Annotated in this window: 7 protein-coding genes and 1 pseudogene; 3 read left to right on the forward strand and 5 right to left on the reverse strand. The window is 69.2% G+C overall.

The window, feature by feature from the left end; translation table 11 throughout:
* Window positions 1-205 precede the first annotated feature (205 nt).
* A pseudogene (locus tag M2271_RS18110) lies at window positions 206-371 on the reverse strand (ISAs1 family transposase); the annotation flags it as partial.
* 132 nt (window positions 372-503) lie between these two features.
* On the opposite strand from M2271_RS18110, the gene M2271_RS18115 reads away from it, so the two are divergent.
* Entirely contained in the window at window positions 504-749 is a 246-nt protein-coding gene (locus M2271_RS18115; protein WP_280888311.1) for a hypothetical protein, read from the forward strand.
* A 143-nt stretch (window positions 750-892) separates the two neighbouring features.
* On the opposite strand, the gene M2271_RS18120 is transcribed toward M2271_RS18115, so the two are convergent.
* Complete coding sequence (locus M2271_RS18120; RefSeq protein WP_280888277.1) at window positions 893-2,422, reverse strand: UDP-N-acetylglucosamine 1-carboxyvinyltransferase; 1,530 nt, start codon at window positions 2,420-2,422, stop codon at window positions 893-895.
* A gap of 399 nt (window positions 2,423-2,821) precedes the next feature.
* Between M2271_RS18120 and acnA the strand changes: the two genes are divergently transcribed.
* Window positions 2,822-5,563, forward strand: a complete 2,742-nt coding sequence (gene acnA, locus M2271_RS18125) for an aconitate hydratase AcnA (RefSeq protein WP_280888278.1) — start codon at window positions 2,822-2,824, stop codon at window positions 5,561-5,563.
* A 97-nt stretch (window positions 5,564-5,660) separates the two neighbouring features.
* Here acnA and M2271_RS18130 read toward each other — a convergent pair whose 3' ends face one another.
* The 3 genes from M2271_RS18130 to M2271_RS18140 form a co-directional block, all read right to left on the reverse strand.
* The gene (locus M2271_RS18130; protein ID WP_280888279.1) at window positions 5,661-9,377 is read right to left on the reverse strand and encodes a S8 family serine peptidase; all 3,717 of its coding nucleotides are present in this window, start codon (window positions 9,375-9,377) and stop codon (window positions 5,661-5,663) included.
* A 417-nt stretch (window positions 9,378-9,794) separates the two neighbouring features.
* Window positions 9,795-10,796: a LuxR C-terminal-related transcriptional regulator gene (locus M2271_RS18135; RefSeq protein WP_280888280.1), complete on the reverse strand. Its 1,002-nt coding sequence runs from the start codon at window positions 10,794-10,796 to the stop codon at window positions 9,795-9,797.
* 97 nt (window positions 10,797-10,893) lie between these two features.
* Entirely contained in the window at window positions 10,894-14,580 is a 3,687-nt protein-coding gene (locus M2271_RS18140) for a S8 family serine peptidase (protein WP_280888281.1), read from the reverse strand.
* A gap of 444 nt (window positions 14,581-15,024) precedes the next feature.
* On the opposite strand from M2271_RS18140, the gene M2271_RS18145 reads away from it, so the two are divergent.
* Complete coding sequence (locus M2271_RS18145; protein WP_280888282.1) at window positions 15,025-17,295, forward strand: PQQ-binding-like beta-propeller repeat protein; 2,271 nt, start codon at window positions 15,025-15,027, stop codon at window positions 17,293-17,295.
* Window positions 17,296-17,768 lie beyond the last annotated feature (473 nt).

Consider the following 17,768-nt stretch of genomic DNA (forward strand, 5'->3'; position numbering starts at 1 on the left):
GGCCCCAGGGCTGATGCGTTCTCAGGTATAGAGATGGTGGGGTTCGCCCCTGTCTGGTGCACCGTGGTCGATGTGCCCGACTGGAAATGACGAACGCGACTCCCGATGATCAAGGTTCTCGAAGCCAAAGATCATGAACAGGGGTCGCGTTCGCGTGCCATCTTCCCTGCAGGGCCCCGGCGTTTGCCGGACTCGTCCGGTTTGATCATGTGATGCCGTAGAGGGTGAGGACGCTTGGGCGGTCGGTGTGGGCTCGGCGTCCGGCGGCGGTGTTGACGTATCCGGCGAGCTTGATGTGCGCTGCGGATCAGGTCGCGGACGGCAGCGAGTACGGCGGGCGCATTGTGGGTTCTGACCTGGGACTTGTCTTCTCCGAAGACAGTATCTCGGACCCTTCGCGGCCAGGTGCCGCATCGCTGCGGCGACGGTGCCGCGAACGGAAGGCCATCAACCGGAACTACTTCAACTCCTACGTGTGGAAGCCCGCTCTGGCTGAGGCCGGCGTGATCGCTCAGTTGGAGGAGGGCAACACAAACGGCGCTCGCGTGTGGGAGCCATCCCGGGAGCACGGCTTCCACGCCCTGCGCCACTTCTACGCCTCCGAGGAACTGGAGGCTGGCGAATCGGTCGTCTCCCTGGCACGCTGGCTGGGGCACTCCGACCCCGGGTTCACGCTGCGGAAGTACTCCCACTTCCTGCCCCGCGCGGGCGCACGAGGCAGCGCCGCCATCGACGCGGTTTTCGCGTAGCCGTGGCCGGTCGGCAGGACCTGTGGAGCGTGGCTCGTAGCCCACCGCGGGCCCAAAGTCCCAGAGAAGTCCCAGAGATGCCGCCGCACCCCTCCCTGACCCGCTAAGCCGCAGGTCAGACGGTGTGCGGCGGCATCCTCATGTCAAATGTCCCGGAAGATCTCGATCTGCGCCCCGATCGAGTTCAGCCGCTCCGCCAGATCCTCGTACCCCCGGTTGATGACGTACACGTTGCGCAGCACGGATGTGCCCTCGGCTGCCATCATCGCGAGCAGGACGACCACGGCGGGTCGTAGGGCGGGCGGGCACATCATCTCGGCGGCGCGCCAGCGGGTCGGGCCCTCCACCAACACGCGGTGCGGGTCGAGGAGTTGGAGCCGGCCACCCAGCCGGTTCAGGTCGGTGAGATAGATCGCCCGGTTGTCGTAGACCCAGTCGTGGATCAGCGTCTTGCCCGACGCGACGGCCGCGATGGCCGCGAAGAAGGGGACGTTGTCGATGTTCAGGCCGGGGAACGGCATCGGGTGGATCTTGTCGATCGGCGCCTCCAGCTTGGAGGGCCGGACGGTGAGGTCCACCAGCCGGGTGCGGCCGTTGTCGGCGGGGTACTCCGGTGTGCGGTCGTGGTCGAGGCCCATCTCCTCCAGGACCGCCAGCTCGATCTCCAGGAACTCGACGGGCACCCGGCGGACCGTCAGCTCCGACTCGGTGACGACGGCGGCGGCGAGCAGGCTCATCGCCTCGACCGGGTCCTCGGAGGGGCAGTAGTCGACGTCGACGTCGATGGTCGGGATGCCGTGCACGGTGAGCGTGGTGGTGCCGATGCCCTCCACCTTGACGCCCAGGGCCTCCAGGAAGAAGCAGAGGTCCTGGACCATGTAGTTGGAGGAGGCGTTGCGGATGACCGTGACACCGTCGTGCCGGGCGGCGGCCAGCAGCGCGTTCTCCGTCACGGTGTCGCCGCGCTCGGTCAGCACGATCGGGCGCTCGGGGCGGACCGACCGGTCGACCCGCGCGTGGTACTGGCCCTCCGTCGCGGCGATGTCCAGCCCGAAGCGGCGCAGCGCGATCATGTGCGGCTCGATGGTCCGCGTCCCGAGGTCGCAGCCGCCGGCGTACGGCAGCTTGAACTGGTCCATACGGTGCAGCAGCGGACCGAAGAACATGATGATGGACCGCGTCCGTACGGCGGCCTCCGCGTCGATCGCCGCCATGTCCAGCTCGGCAGGCGGCACCAGTTCCAGGTCGACACCGTCGTTGATCCAGCGGGTACGCACGCCGATGGAGTTGAGCACCTCCAGCAGGCGGTACACCTCCTCGATGCGGGCCACCCGGCGCAGCACTGTGCGCCCCCGGTTCAGCAGGGAGGCGCACAACAGTGCCACGCACGCGTTCTTGCTGGTCTTCACGTCGATGGCGCCGGAGAGCCGACGGCCGCCGACCACTCGCAGATGCATCGGGCCCGCGTAGCCCAGAGAGACGATTTCGCTGTCCAGTGCCTCACCGATGCGAGCGATCATCTCAAGGCTGATGTTCTGATTTCCGCGCTCGATGCGATTGACGGCGCTCTGGCTGGTGCCGAGCGCCTCGGCAAGCTGCGACTGTGTCCAGCCCCGGTGCTGCCGGGCGTCACGGATGAGCTTGCCGATGCGTACGAGGTAGTCGTCTGCCATGAGGTCGAGGTTATCTCAGATATGAGATGGCGCCTCTTGGGGTAGTCCGTTCGGGTGAGGGGCCGTCAACGACGGCGAACGCGGAAGCGACGGCGCGCGCGTCACAATCGGCGACGGCGCAGGCGCCACGATCGGCGACGGCACGATGACGCAACCGACCGGGTTCGTTGTCGAACGCTCCGATGGGATGAAAGCGGACACGGGTCCGGACATGACCATTCCGCGCCCATGTACTAGAGTTATCTCGACATCGAGATATCTGCCGAGGCGTACCGCAGTCGCACGCCTCCGCCGGGCCTGGCAGTAAGGCGTGCCTAACTTAGCCTTACCTCAGCGATCGGCCAAGAGGGCGTGGCGGCAGGATGCGGTGGTAAGCGCACAAAAAAGAAGGAGACTGTCGTGTCGGCGAACAGCTTCGACGCCCGCAGCACGCTGCAGGTGGGCGACGAGTCGTACGAGATCTTCCGGCTGGACAAGGTGGAGGGATCGGCCCGCCTGCCGTACAGCCTCAAGGTTCTCCTGGAGAACCTGCTCCGTACCGAGGACGGCGCCAACATCACCGCCGACCACATCCGCGCCATCGGCGGCTGGGACTCCCAGGGCCGGCCGTCGCAGGAGATCCAGTTCACGCCGGCCCGCGTGATCATGCAGGACTTCACCGGCGTGCCCTGCGTCGTCGACCTCGCCACCATGCGTGAGGCCGTCAAGGAGCTCGGCGGCGACCCGGCGAAGATCAACCCGCTGGCCCCGGCCGAGCTGGTCATCGACCACTCCGTCATCGCCGACAAGTTCGGCACGAGCGACGCCTTCGCGCAGAACGTCGAGCTGGAGTACGGCCGCAACCGCGAGCGCTACCAGTTCCTGCGCTGGGGCCAGACCGCGTTCGACGAGTTCAAGGTCGTCCCGCCCGGCACCGGCATCGTCCACCAGGTGAACATCGAGCACCTGGCCCGCACGATCATGGTCCGCGGCGGCCAGGCCTACCCCGACACCCTCGTCGGCACCGACTCGCACACCACCATGGTCAACGGCCTGGGCGTGCTGGGCTGGGGCGTCGGCGGCATCGAGGCCGAGGCCGCGATGCTCGGCCAGCCGGTCTCCATGCTCATCCCGCGCGTCGTCGGCTTCAAGCTCACCGGTGAACTCACCGCCGGCACCACCGCCACCGACCTCGTGCTGACCATCACCGAGATGCTCCGCAAGCACGGTGTCGTCGGCAAGTTCGTCGAGTTCTACGGTGAGGGCGTCGCCGCCACCTCCCTCGCGAACCGTGCCACCATCGGCAACATGTCGCCGGAGTTCGGCTCCACCGCCGCGATCTTCCCGATCGACGACGAGACGATCAAGTACCTGAAGCTCACCGGCCGCTCCGAGCAGCAGCTCGCGCTTGTCGAGGCGTACGCCAAGGAGCAGGGCCTCTGGTTGGACCCGAAGGCCGAGCCGGACTTCTCCGAGAAGCTCGAGCTGGACCTGTCCACGGTCGTCCCGTCCATCGCCGGCCCGAAGCGCCCGCAGGACCGCATCGTCCTCGCGCACGCCGCCGAGCAGTTCACGACGGACGTCCGCAACTACGTCGACGACGTCGACGAGGCGGGCAAGGAGTCCTTCCCGGCCTCCGACTCCCCGGCCAACCACCCCAACGGCGCCCCGTCCAACCCGGTCACCGTGACCGCCCCCGACGGTTCGACGTACGAGATCGACCACGGTGCGGTGACGGTCGCGGCCATCACCTCCTGCACCAACACCTCCAACCCGTACGTCATGGTCGCCGCCGCGCTGGTCGCGAAGAAGGCCGTGGAGAAGGGCCTGACCCGCAAGCCGTGGGTCAAGACCACCCTCGCTCCGGGTTCCAAGGTCGTGACGGACTACTTCGACAAGGCCGGTCTGACCCCGTACCTCGACAAGGTCGGCTTCAACCTCGTCGGTTACGGCTGCACCACCTGCATCGGCAACTCCGGCCCGCTGCCGGACGAGGTCTCCCAGGCCGTCAACGACCACGACCTCGCGGTCACCGCGGTCCTCTCCGGCAACCGGAACTTCGAGGGCCGGATCAACCCCGACGTCAAGATGAACTACCTGGCGTCCCCGCCGCTGGTCGTCGCGTACGCCCTGGCCGGCTCCATGAAGGTGGACATCACCAAGGACGCCCTGGGCATCGACCAGGACGGCAACCCGGTCCACCTCAGGGACATCTGGCCCTCCGAGGCCGAGGTCAACGACGTGGTGGCGAACGCCATCGGCGAGGACATGTTCAACAAGTCCTACCAGGACGTCTTCGCGGGCGACGCCCAGTGGCAGGCGCTGTCGATCCCGACCGGCAACACCTTCGAGTGGGACGCGGAGTCGACGTACGTCCGCAAGCCCCCGTACTTCGAGGGCATGACGGTGGAGACCACCCCCGTCTCCGACATCACGGGCGCCCGCGTCCTGGCCAAGCTGGGTGACTCGGTCACCACCGACCACATCTCCCCGGCCGGCGCCATCAAGGCCGACACCCCGGCCGGCACGTACCTCACCGAGCACGGTGTGGAGCGTCGTGACTTCAACAGCTACGGCTCGCGCCGCGGCAACCACGAGGTCATGATCCGCGGCACGTTCGCCAACATCCGCCTGCGCAACCAGATCGCGCCGGGGACGGAAGGCGGGTACACCCGCGACTTCACGCAGGACGACGCCCCGGTGTCGTTCATCTACGACGCCTCGCGCAACTACATCGAGCAGGGCATCCCGCTGGTCGTCCTGGCCGGCAAGGAGTACGGCTCCGGCTCGTCCCGCGACTGGGCCGCCAAGGGCACCGCGCTCCTCGGCGTCAAGGCCGTCATCGCCGAGTCGTACGAGCGCATCCACCGCTCGAACCTGATCGGCATGGGCGTGCTCCCGCTCCAGTACCCCGAGGGCGCCTCGGCCGCCTCCCTCGGCCTGACCGGAGAGGAGACCTTCTCCTTCACCGGCGTCGAGGAGCTGAACAACGGCACCACGCCGCGCACGGTCAAGGTCACCACCGACACGGCCCCCGGCGAAGCCGACAATGTACGCCGTGAGTTCGACGCGGTCGTCCGCATCGACACCCCCGGTGAGGCCGACTACTACCGCAACGGCGGCATCATGCAGTACGTGCTGCGCAGCCTGCTCCGGAAGTAAGCAGCCTGCCGGCAAGCAAGCCGAACGGCGAAGGGCCGCGCCCCCGTGGGGAGCGCGGCCCGACCGTCGTGGACGTCCCACGTCACGTCACGTCAGGTCACTTCAGACCCAACGCCCGCAGCACGGTCTGGTCGATCCGGTTGCCGTCCTGGTCGGCGGCCCGCACGCGCAGCGACACCGACTGCGCTCCCTTGGCGGGCTTGAACTTCGCCTTGCCGTTCTTGACCTTCACCTCTTTCCAGGACGTGCCGTCGTCGTAGGAGACCCACGCCTCCAGGCTGCTCGCCCTGACGCTTCCCAGCTGATCACTGACCGGCAGCCCGATCTCCAACTCCTTCGTCCTGTCGGCACGGTTGAGGAGGTCGAGCTTCTTCGGGTCGAGGCCGACGGTGAGCAGCGGCAGCGGCGTCCGGGCGTCGGTGTGCGCCGAGGCGAAGGACCATTCCGTGTGGGTGCTCGTCGAGTACGCGGCCCAGTCGGCCCGGCGCTGCACGTCCAGCACGAAGCGGTACGAGGCCTTGTCCGCCGGTACGTCGAAGATGCCGTAGCCGCCGACGAGTGAGTCGCCGACCAGCAGTCCGTCCTTGTACAGCGTGCCCTTCGCGGTGTCCTGGGTGCCGTCGACGTATCCGTAGTGGCCCGGCGTGGTGTCGCTCAACTCCGGTACCGAGAGGGTGAGTTTGTCGCCGGTGCGCTCGGAGAGCCCGTACTCCTCGCTGGCCCCCGGACGGACGACCTGGCGCAGCCACTCCTCAGTCGGCTCCGTGGTCGCCTTGGTGTAGGTCCGCAACGGACTCCACTGGGCCTTGCCCGCCTGCCAGTCCGGGTAGACGTTGTGCCGGACCCGGGTGTCGGGGTCGACGTAGTTGTACTCCGTGCGCTCCGTGCCGAGCTGCATGTACTGGCTGTTCTCGATGGCGTAGAGCTGCCAGGGACGGAAGGTGTACACGGTGTCCATGCCGAGCTGGCCGGGCTTGCCGCCGTAGTAACGGGCCTTGGACTTCGTCGTGTTGGTGCTGTCCAGGCGGTACGTCTGGTTCGTGGTGATGGCGCCGCTCTGGGTGGCGAGCAGGTTGTAGACGTACGGGCTGACCGGTGTGCCGCCCAGCTTCAGCGTGACCTTCTTGCTGGTCTTCAGCAGGCTGGTGAGCTTGGCGCCCTCCTCGCCGGTGGCGATCATCAGTGGGACAGTGGTCGCGTGTTGCACGGCTTCGAGCCAGAAACCGGGCGTCTTGCGGTACGCGATGAGGTAACCCGCCCCGGCCCTGGTCGCTGCGGCCAGGGCGCCGTCCGCCCGCTCGGTGGCGCCGAGCCCGACCACCGCCACCTTGCCCTTGACGTCGAGCCCCGCGAAGTCGGCGTCGGTGCCGCCGCCCGCGTCCACCGCCTGCACCTTGTGGTCACCGCTGATCTTCAACGGGAAGTCGTTGTAGGTCTGGCAGTAGTAGAGCGACAGGGCGGACTTCTCCGGACTGGTGACGCTCGCCGTCAACTCCTTCGCGTACAGGCGGAACTTGGCGTAGAAATCGAGGGATCCCACGGTGACCTGCTTGGTCGGCGCCACATAGATGTGGTCCGTCCACCAGCCCTGGCTGTAGGTCAGCCCCCAGGAGCTAACCGGTCCTGTGCGGTTCCAGGAGGTGCTGAACCCCTTGAACTCGGAGTCCTCCTTCGTCCTCGGCTTGATCTCCACGGCCTTGCGGGCGTCGAGGACGACCTCGGTGTCCTTGTCGACCTTGATCTCCGGATTGCCGACGACCGAGGTGCCGACGGCCGTGCCGCCGCCGTCACGGTCCGGAATCCAGGTGACGATGGAGTAGGTGCCGGCGGGAACCTCCCAGGTCGTGTTGGAGGCGATTTGGCCGTACTCGTTGGGCTGGGCGCCGTTCAGCTCCTGCAACGTGTAGATCGAGCCCCCGGTGGTCGGCTTGCCGTCGCGGCCCACGAGCGAGACCTCGAGGTCGTACGTCCTGGGCGCCTTCGCGAAGCCGACGCCCGTGGTGACCTGGATGCCGTCGGCGGTCGCGGTGATGTGGCCGTTGTACCGGCCCTGGGTCTCCTTCGCCGGGTCGACACTGACCGGGGCCGTGGCGGTGCCCTTCGCGGGCACGGTCACCGTGTCGGCGCCCGGCGTGACATCGGCGAGGCTCGACGATATCTTCAACTCCACTGCCTTGTCAGTGGTGTTGGTGTACGTGAGGTCCTTGGTGGCGACCTCGGTGTCGCCGTCCTCGAACTTTCCGAAGTTCAGCGTCGGCGTGGCGAAGACGCCCTGCTTGACCGACCGTACGGCGTCGACCCGGCCGTCGCCCTGCTGGAAGGCGTCGGCGTCCGGCATGGTCTTCGCGGTGCTCGCCAGATCTGCCTTGATCTGCTGTCCCGTCCAGTCCGGATGGGCTTGCGCGACCAGCGCCGCGGCGCCCGCGACATGCGGGGTGGCCATCGACGTACCGCTCGCCGTCGTGTAGTTGTCGTCGACCGGTGTGCCCATGGTGGTGCCGGCCGCGCGGGCCGCCGTGATGGCCGCGCCCGGTGCGGTGATCTCCGGCTTGACCGCCGAGTCGCCGAGGCGTGGGCCCCGGCTGGAGAACGAGGCCAGCTTGTCGGACTTGTCGACGGCGCCGACCGTCAGCGCCGAGTCGGCGATGCCGGGGGTGCCGACGGTCTGCTCGGACGGTCCCGCGTTGCCCGCCGCGATCACGAAGAGGGTGCCGGTGGACGCGGACAGCTCGTCGACGGTCTCACTCATCACGTCCGAGGGACCCGAGGCCGTGCCGCCCAGGGACATGGAGACGATCTTCGCGCCGGACTTCGCCGCCCACTCCATGCCCGCGAGGATCCAGGAGGTCTGGCCGCTGCCCGCGTTGTTCAGCACCTTGCCGACCAGCAGCTCCGCGCCGGGCGCCACACCTTTGCGTTTGCCGTCCGAGGCCGCGCCCGAGCCGACGATGGTGGACGCCACATGGGTGCCGTGGCCGTGGCCGTCCTGTGCCGTCTGGTCCGGCACGAAGCTCTTCGTCTCGCCGATCTTCCCCGCGAGATCCGGGTGCCCGGCGTCCACGCCCGTGTCCAGGACGGCGACCTTGACGCCCTTGCCGTCGAAGCCCGACTTCCACACCTCGGGGGCGCCGATCTGCGGCACGCTGACGTCGAGGGACGCCTGCACCTTGCCGTCGAGCCAGATCTTGTCGAGGCCCTCGCCGAGTTGCTTGGCCGCCTTCGTGGTGGGTTCGGTGCCGAGTTTGGGGGCGATGTCGGCCCAGAAGGCGGTGGACTTCTTCGCGCTGAGCGCGGCCCCGTCTATTCCGGGCAGTTTGAGAGTGCGGCGTGCGCCGTCGGGGGTCGCGCTGCCGCTCTTGTACGTCGCGATCACCGGGGTGGTGCCGGTCTTCGCGTCGGCGTACCCCTGCTTCACCAGCTGGGTGACGTTGAACAGGGCCGGGTCGAGACGGCCCGCCTGCACCAGCGGGATCACGTCCGACGGCAGGACGCTCACCTCGCCGTCCTTCTCGCTGGACAGGAAAGTGGCGGCCTCACGGCCCTTGCCGCGCCGGACGTCGACGGCGTACTTGCCGTCCGGGCCGACGCTGAGCGACACGGTGTCGCCGGTGATGAGGGTGACGGTCTGTGTCTTCGCGGCACCGGACGCGGCGCCGCTCCGCACGGGCGTGGCGCCCGACCCGGCGAGGTCCGGCGTACTGGTGGCGCGTGACGTGGTGACCGCGGCCCGAGGACCGGCCGTCGCGGGAGCGATGGCCCCCGCAATCAGTCCGGCCGCTCCTGCCACGGCCCAGAGGGCGTGGAGTCTTCGCATGGGTGGACTTCCTCCCCTGAACTCTCTGAAGGCTTCCGTCCTGGTGGGCGGACGCCATGGACCAGAGTGAGCGGTGTGCGGCGGGTGCCTCAAGGGATTCCTGTGGCCGAAGCGTGCCAATGCGCCCTTCGGTCACGGCAGTTGGCCGAGCGGGGCGACACCGCCGAGGGCAAGCGCCATCGTGGGCGGGACATGGGCCGACCGCCGGCGACTCTCTGCTCGATCAGTGGACACCTACGTGTCCAGGCACTCCACGCCGACCACACGCGCGCCCGAGAGCCCGGCGCCCGGGGGCCGAAGGCCCGGCACAGCCACCGCAGCACCACCACCGCACAGGCCGCTCTCATGATGAGCTGGATCAAGGAGCCCGCCGGTCCGCCACTTGATCAAAAAACCACCCGCAGACCCTGGTGTGGCCTACACCCAGCCGCGTTGGGACGCCCGCATCCCCAGCTGGAACCTGCTGGACGCTCCCAGCCGCTCCTGCAGGTCGCTCACCCGCCGCCGCAGGGTCCGCAGGCTCACCCCCAGATGGCGAGCCACCGCCTCGTCCTTCATCCCGGCCGCCAGCAGCCGGGTCAACGTCCTGTCACTCTCGGAGAGTTCACTGTCGTCGGCCGCCTGGCCCAGCGGCGTCGCCTGCTGCCAGGCCAGCTCGAAGAGCTTCTGCAGGGCCTCGGTCACCGCCGAGTGCCACACCACGACGGCACAGTAACCGCCGGCCGAGGAGGCGGTCAGCGGTAGCAGTGCCCGGCATCCGTCGACCACCAGCAGCTTGAGCGGAACGGACGGCAACACCCGTGCTTGTTCGCCGAGTTCGACCATTCTGAGGGCGCGGGACAGAACTTTCGGATCCTCCAGGCCGGTCGCCGCGTAGATCCCGCGAGAGACGATCCCGCGGCTGAGCAGATCGGCCTGGAGATCCACCTGCGGAGCGGCCGGGGCGAGATACGGCGGTGTGTCGAAAAGGCACACCTCGTGCTCTGCGCGCGCGTACATCTCCTCCAGGCGTGCCGCGATGGCGCCCTCGCCGGAGGCCACCTCGATCAGCCGGGACGGCTCCTCGCGCAGCAGCCCCGCCTCGTACGCGGTCGCCATCTCCTCGGCGGTGGCGGCCAGCAGCTCGGACTCCGTCTCGCGCCGCCGGATCAGCCCGCGGATCGCCACCCGGGGGTCGACCGCCCGCAACCCGCCCATGGAGTCCGGTGGTTGCAGCAGCCCGAGCGCGAGCAGCCGGTTGCAGGCCTCGCGGACCCGGGCCGGGGAGGCGCCGGTCAGCAACGCCCAGCCGGCCGCGCCGGCGTCGGGTTGGTTGAGGACCGCCTGGTACAGCAGTTCGTCGAACTCGGAGACCCCCACCGCGGCCCAGGGGCTCGCGGCGGGGGTCTGCCCTGCCGTGTCGTATGCCGTGTTCACCATGGCTCGGCACGGTAGGCGATCTTTGTTAAGGCTGTTAACAGGCCCTGGAGGCCGTCGACTTCACGCCGATCACTTCAGGCCACCTCCTTGGGGCCGCCTACTTCAGACCGAAGGCCCGCAGCACCGTCTGGTCGACCGCGTCGCCGTTCGCATCGGCGGCCCGCACCCGCAGCGACACGAACTCGGCGCCCTTCGGGTGCTTGAGCTTCAGCTCGCCCTTCTTCACCTTCGCCTCCTTCCAGGACGCGCCGTCGTCGTAGGAGACCCATGCCTTCAGGTCACCGACCGCGACGTCGCCCGACTGGTCGCGTACGGAGAGTCCGAGCTTGGACGTGTGCTTGCGCTCAGCACGGTTGAGGAGGTCGAGCTTGTCCACGTCGTAGCCGACCGAGAGCAGCGGCAGCGCCGCGCGCTGGTCCGTGTGCGCCGAGGCGAAGGACCATTCGGTGTGGGTGCCGGTGGAGTACGCGGCCCAGCCGGCCGTGCGCCGGGCGTCGAGCACGAGACGGTACGAGGCCTTCGCCGCGGGGACGTCGAAGGTGCCGAGTCCGCCGAGTGTGGTGTCACCGACCAGCTGCCCGTCCTTGTACAGCGTGCCCTTCGCGGTGTCCTGGATGTTGTCCACGGACGCGTAGTGCTCCGGCGCCGAGTCGCTCAACTCCGGTACCGCGAAGGTGAGTTTGTCGCCGGTGCGCTGGGAGAGGCCGTACTGCTGACTGGTCGCCGGGCGGACGACCTGGCGCAACCACTCCTCGGAGGGCAGCTTGCCCGCCTTGTCGAAGGTCCGCAGGGCGTTCCACTGGGGCTTGTTGGCGTTCGCGTCGGGATAGACGGCGTGCCAGATCCGGGTGTCGGAGACGTTGTAGTACTCGGTGCGCTCCGTGCCGAGTTGCACGTTGTTGGTGGTCGCGAGGTCGGTGGACTGCCAGGGACGGTACCTGTACACGGCGTCCTTGCCGACCTGGTCGGCCCGGCCCGCGTGGTAGCGAACCGTCTGCTTCACCGTGTTGGAGCTGTTCAGGTCGTACGTCTGGTCGGCCGAGACGGCGCCCGGCTGCGGGAACATCACGCTGTACACGTACGGGCTGACCGCGGTGCCCTTCAGCTTCAGCTTGACCTTCTTCCCGCTCTTGAGCAGGGCCCCGAGCTTCGCGCCGTCCTCGCCGGTGGCGGTCATCAGCGGGATGGCCGCGCTCTTCACCCAGGAGATCCAGTACCCGGGCGTCTCGTGGTAGGCGAGGAGGTAACCGGCCCCGGCCGCGGTCGCGTTGGCCAGTGCCTCGTCCGCCGTCGCGTCGGCGCCCACCCGGACGACCGCCACCTTGCCCTTGACGTCGAGCCCGTCGAAGTCGGCCATGGTGCCGCTGCCCGCGTCCACGGCCCAGACCGTGCGGTCACCGCTGATCTTCACGGGGAAGCCGCTGTGCGTCTGTGCGTAGTCGAGGGGCAGCGCGTACTTCTCGGGGCTGGTGACGCTCGCCGTCAGCTCCTTGGCGTACAGCCGGAACTTCGAGGAGAACTCGAACATGCCCTCGGTGACCTTCTCGGTGGGCGCCACATAGACGTGGTCGGTCCACCAGCCCTGGCTGTAGGTCAGGCCCCAGTTGCTGCCCGGGCTCTCCCGGTGCCAGTTGGTGCTGAATCCCTGGAACTCGGAGTCCTCCTTGGTCTTCGGCTTGATCTCGACCGCCTTGCGGGCGTCGAGGACGACCTCGGTGTTCTTGTCGACCTTGATCTGCGGATCGCCGACGACGGAGGTGTTGACCTCCAGCCCGGCCGCGTCCCGCTGCGAGATCCAGGACGCCACGTTGTACGTACCGGCCGGCACCTTGAAGGTGTAGCCACTGCCGAGGAACCCGTACGTGTCCGGATATGCGCCGTTCAGTTCCTGGAGCATGAAGATCGACGCCCCGGTGGACGGCTTGCCGTCCCGGCCCACCAGCGACACCTTCAGGTCGAAGGTCTTCGGCAGCTTCTCGAAGCCGATGGCGGTGGTGACCTGGATGCCGTCGGCACTCGCGGTGATGTGGCCCGTGTACCGGCCCGTCGCCTCCGCGGCCGGGTCGACCGTCACCCCGACGGTGGCGGTGCCCTTCGCCGGGACGGTCACGGTGTCCGCGTTCAGCGCGGCGTCGGGGAGGGTCGAGGAGACCTTCAACTCCACCGCCTTGTCGGTGGTGTTGGTGTACGTGATGTCCTTGGTGTCCTTGCTGTCCGCCTCGGTGTCGCTCTCCTCGTACTTACCGAAGCTCAGGGTCGGTGTCGCGAAGACGCCCTGGTTGACGGCCCGTACGGCGTCGACCCGGCCGTCGCCCTGCTCGAACACCGAGTTGACGGTGTTCGTCTTCGCGGTGGTCGCCAGCGCCTGCTTGATCTGCTGCCCCGTCCAGTCCGGATGGGCCTGCGCGACCAGCGCGGCGGCGCCCGCGACGTGCGGGGTCGCCATCGACGTACCGCTCGACGTCGTGTAGTACTCGTCGACCGGCGTGCCCATGGTGGTGCCGGCCGCGCGGGCCGCGGTGATGGCCGCGCCCGGTGCGGTGATCTCCGGCTTGACCGCCGAGTCGCCGAGGCGCGGACCGCGGCTGGAGAACGAGGCCAGCTTGTCGGACTTGTCGACGGCGCCGACCGTCAGCGCCGAGTCGGCGATGCCGGGGGTGCCGACGGTCTGCTCGGACGGTCCCGCGTTGCCCGCCGCGATCACGAAGAGGGTGCCGGTGGACGCGGACAGCTCGTCGACGGTCTCACTCAGCACGTCCGAGGGGCCTGAGGCCGTGCCGCCCAGGGACATGGAGACGATCTTCGCGCCGGAGCGTGCCGCCCACTCCATGCCCGCGATGATCCAGGAGTCCTGGCCGCTGCCCGCGTTGTTCAGCACCTTGCCGACCAGCAGCTCCGCGCCCGGAGCCACGCCCTTGCGTTTGCCGTCCGAGGCAGCGCCCGAGCCGACGATCGTGGACGCCACATGGGTGCCGTGGCCGTGACCGTCCTGCACCGCCTGGTCCGGCACGAAGCTCTTCGTCTCGCCGATCTTCCCCGCGAGATCCGGGTGCCCGGCGTCCACGCCCGTGTCCAGGACGGCGACCTTGACGCCCTTGCCGTCGAAGCCCGACTTCCACACCTCGGGGGCGCCGATCTGCGGCACGCTGACGTCGAGGGACGCCTGCACCTTGCCGTCGAGCCAGATCTTGTCGAGGCCCTCGCCGAGCTGCTTCGCGGCCTTCGTGGTGGGTCCGGTGCCGAGCGCGGGGGCGATGTCCGCCCAGAAGGCGGTCGATTTCTTCGTGCTGAGCGCGGCGCCGCCGATCGTCGGCAGCGCGAGGGTCCGGCGCGCGCCGTCGGGGGTCGCGTTGCCCTTCGTGTACGTCGCGATCACCGGGGTGGTGCCGGTCTTCGCGTCGGCGTACCCCTGCTTCACCAGCTGGGTGACGTTGAACAGGGCCGGGTCGAGACGGCCCGCCTGCACCAGCGGGATCGCGTCCGCCGGCAGGACACTGACCTCGCCGTCCTTCTCGCTCGATACGAAGGTGGCGGCTTCGCGGCCCTTGCCGCGCTGGACGTCGACGGCCTGCTTGCCGTCCGGTCCGGCGGTGAGGGACACGGTGTCACCGGTGATGAGGGTGACGGTCTGCGTGTTCGTGGCACCGGACTCGGCGCCGCTCCGCACGGGCGTGGCGTCCGGTGCGGTGACTTGCGATCCGGAACCGGCCGCGGCGGGCGTGACCGCGCCCGTGAGCAGTCCTGCCGCTCCTGCCACGGCCCAGAGGGCCTGGAGTCTTCGCATGGGTGGCTTCCTCTTCTGAACACTGACGACGCTTCCGGCCTGGTGAGCGGAAGCCGGTGACCAGAGTGAGCGCCGGGCGGAAAGCGGCTCAAGGGAATCCTGTGGCCTAGGAGTGCCAACGCCCCCTTCGGCCAGGGGAATTGACGGATTCCGCAGGTCTTGTCGTCAAAGTCTCCGAGCACACCGACTTCATGGACGGCTTCACGGACGGCTTCATGGACGGCTTCACGGACGGCTTCATGGACGACTTCACGGACGGCTTCACGGACGGCTTCACGGACGACTTCCTAGTCAACGTCCCGGCCGCGGACCGCTCGACGGGTGTGCGGGCGGCTTGCCGGCGTCGGTGCGCGGGAGCCTCGTCGCCGCACGCCGGGCGAGGCACTAGGGTGATGCGACCGAACAGCTGTGTGGCACAGGGGATCCAGAAAGGGCGACCGGCACATGTCGCTGAGTACCGGGGAGTCGGATTCCATCGGGTCCATAGGCGGCTACACCCTCGTCGACCGGCTCGGCAGCGGCGGCATGGGAGTCGTCTACCTCGGCCGCTCGGCCTCGGGACGGCAGGTCGCGGTCAAGGTCGTTCACGCGCAGTACGCGCAGGACGAGGAGTTCCGCACCCGCTTCCGCCAGGAGGTCGCGGCGGCCCGTCGGGTGAGCGGGGCGTTCACCGCCCCCGTGGTGGACGCCGACCCGGACGCCGAACTGCCGTGGATGGCCACGCTGTACGTGCCGGGCCGCACGCTCGAAGACAGAGTTGCCAGGCGAGGCGCGCTGAGCGGACGTGAGCTGCGCGTCCTCGCCCTCGGCCTCGTCGAGGCACTGCGGGACATCCACCAGGCCGGAGTGGTCCACCGGGACCTGAAGCCGAGCAACGTCCTGATGGCCGAGGACGGACCGCGCGTCATCGACTTCGGTATCTCGCGCGCCGCCGACAACGAGGCCCTCACCATGACCGGCCATCTGATCGGCACCCCGCCCTTCATGTCCCCGGAACAGTTCGCCTCGCCCCGGGATGTCACCGCCGCCTCGGACGTGTTCTCGCTCGGTTCCCTCCTGGTGTACGCGGCCACCGGCAACCGCCCCTTCGACGGCGGCAGCCCCTATATGACGGGCTACAAGGTGGTGCACGAGCAGCCCACCCTGGACGGCGCACCCGAGCCCCTGCGCGGCATGGCCGAGCGCTGTCTGGCCAAGGATCCGGCCACCAGGCCTCAACTGGCCGAGCTGTACCGGATGTTCGAGACCCTGCCGGACACAGCGGCGGCCGGTCCGGCGGCGGCCGGTCCGTCGACGGTGCCGGGAAGCGGGAGCGACACGGCAGGACCCGGCCGCACACCGGTCACCGAGTCCGCCACCGTCGGCCGCGGGTACGGTGGCCGTACGGGGGGCACGGAGCCCGCCACCGGCGGTCGCACACGCCGGGTGCGTCGCCTCGTCGTCCTCGGCGCCGCGCTGGCCGCCACCGTGGTGGGCGTTTCGGCGTACCACCTGGCGACGAACCCGGACACGTCCCACGGAACCCCCGCCGCCGACCATCCCGTTCCGCCCGGCCCGTCGCTCCCCGTCGGCTGGCGGCCCTGGCAGACGGAGCTCACCCGACCCGTGAAGGGCGACTCCACGACCGTCAACGTGGACTCCGTGGATTCCGGCTGCATGTCCGGCGGATCCGCGCTGTACTGCGCGGGGACCGGTTTCACGGTCGCCCGGATCGCCGCGGCCTCGGGCCGGGTCGAGTGGCGCTTCGGCAGCAGCGCGCAGGCGGCCGAGCGTCCCCTCGGCGTCCGGAACGGGATGGTGTACGCGTACGAGCCGCAGGACGAGACCGTGTACACGGAGCGGCAGTTGACCGCCCTCGACGCCGACGCGGGGAAACGGGTCTGGACCCGCACGATCGACGCGGGCCACCCCGCCGCCCTGTTCAGCGGAGGCATCCTGACGATGTCGGAAAAGGGGACGGAGTTCGTCGCCCTCGACGCCCGGACCGGCAAGGATCTCTGGCGGACCCCGGCGAGGTCGTCGGCCGGCACCCGCTGCGCCCCGCTCGTCCTGGGTGGCGCCCCCTACGGCGTGTGCACCGACGCCGACGACCCCACCAAGGGCCAGGCCGGCCTGGTGAACCTCGACCCGGCCCACGGCACGGCGCGCGAGCTTCCCAAGGTGCCCCCGACGGCGATGCCGGTAGGCGCCGTGGGCGGACAGCCGCTGTTCGCGGTACGGCAGAAGCTCGACTCCGAGTCGAACGACGGGCGGGACGAGCCGTATGCGGCCCTGATCCGGGTGAACCCGGCCGAGGGCACGGCCATCCGGATTCCCCTGCCGGACATCCCGCGCGGCGCGGCCACCCTCATCGACGGCACCGTGTACTTCGTCCGCCCCGACGGAACCGTCACCGCGATCCGGGCGACCGACGGGACCCGGCTGTGGCAGGAGGGCACGCAGATCGAGAACCTGTCCGCGCCGGTGTCGTCGACGGCGTACGACAGCCTCTACTTCGCCAACCGCTACGGCCGCCTCCTCGCGCTCGACCGCACTACCGGCGCCGCGCGCTGGAGCACGGACAAACTGGACGACCCGGGGACCTCGGCGGAGAACACGATCCCGAGCGTGCTGCTGGTCAAGGACGCGATCGTGGCCGTGGCAGGCGACACGGCGTTCTCGGTACGCCCGGCCCGGCCGACGGCCGCCCCGACACCAGGCGCCACCAGAAACTGACCCCGGCCGCCGCCGTGAACCGACCGCACCCCCGGCCGAGTCGGCATCCTCGCCGGCCGCTCCGCACCCCATGCGCCCCCCGGACCGCACCACCCGGATACGACGCCCGTGCGCCAACCGTTTACAAGCGGGCCGCTCAGCGCTACCTTCCCGAACAGGTGGGGTGGGAGCGCTCCCATAAGGCGGACCGGAACCCGCCCCGAGGGACGCCCCCATCCCCCGCTCCCGCGCCATGCGCCCGCACCCTGCATTCGCGCACGCATTTCACGCATTCACGCACGCATTCACACGGCCCGTACCCCAAGGAACGGACTGACTTGTCATGATCACGACAAAAGTCACGACAAGGACAGGCTCGGAGTCAGCACAGCAGCAGGCCCTACGCGGAAGCGCCCGGCTCGGGGCCGTGTACGACACGACCTCCGAACCGGGCGCAGGTCGCGGCCAGTTACCCGTACACCGACTCCACCAGT

Source organism: Streptomyces sp. LBL (assembly GCF_029893585.1).
GTDB lineage: Bacteria > Actinomycetota > Actinomycetes > Streptomycetales > Streptomycetaceae > Streptomyces.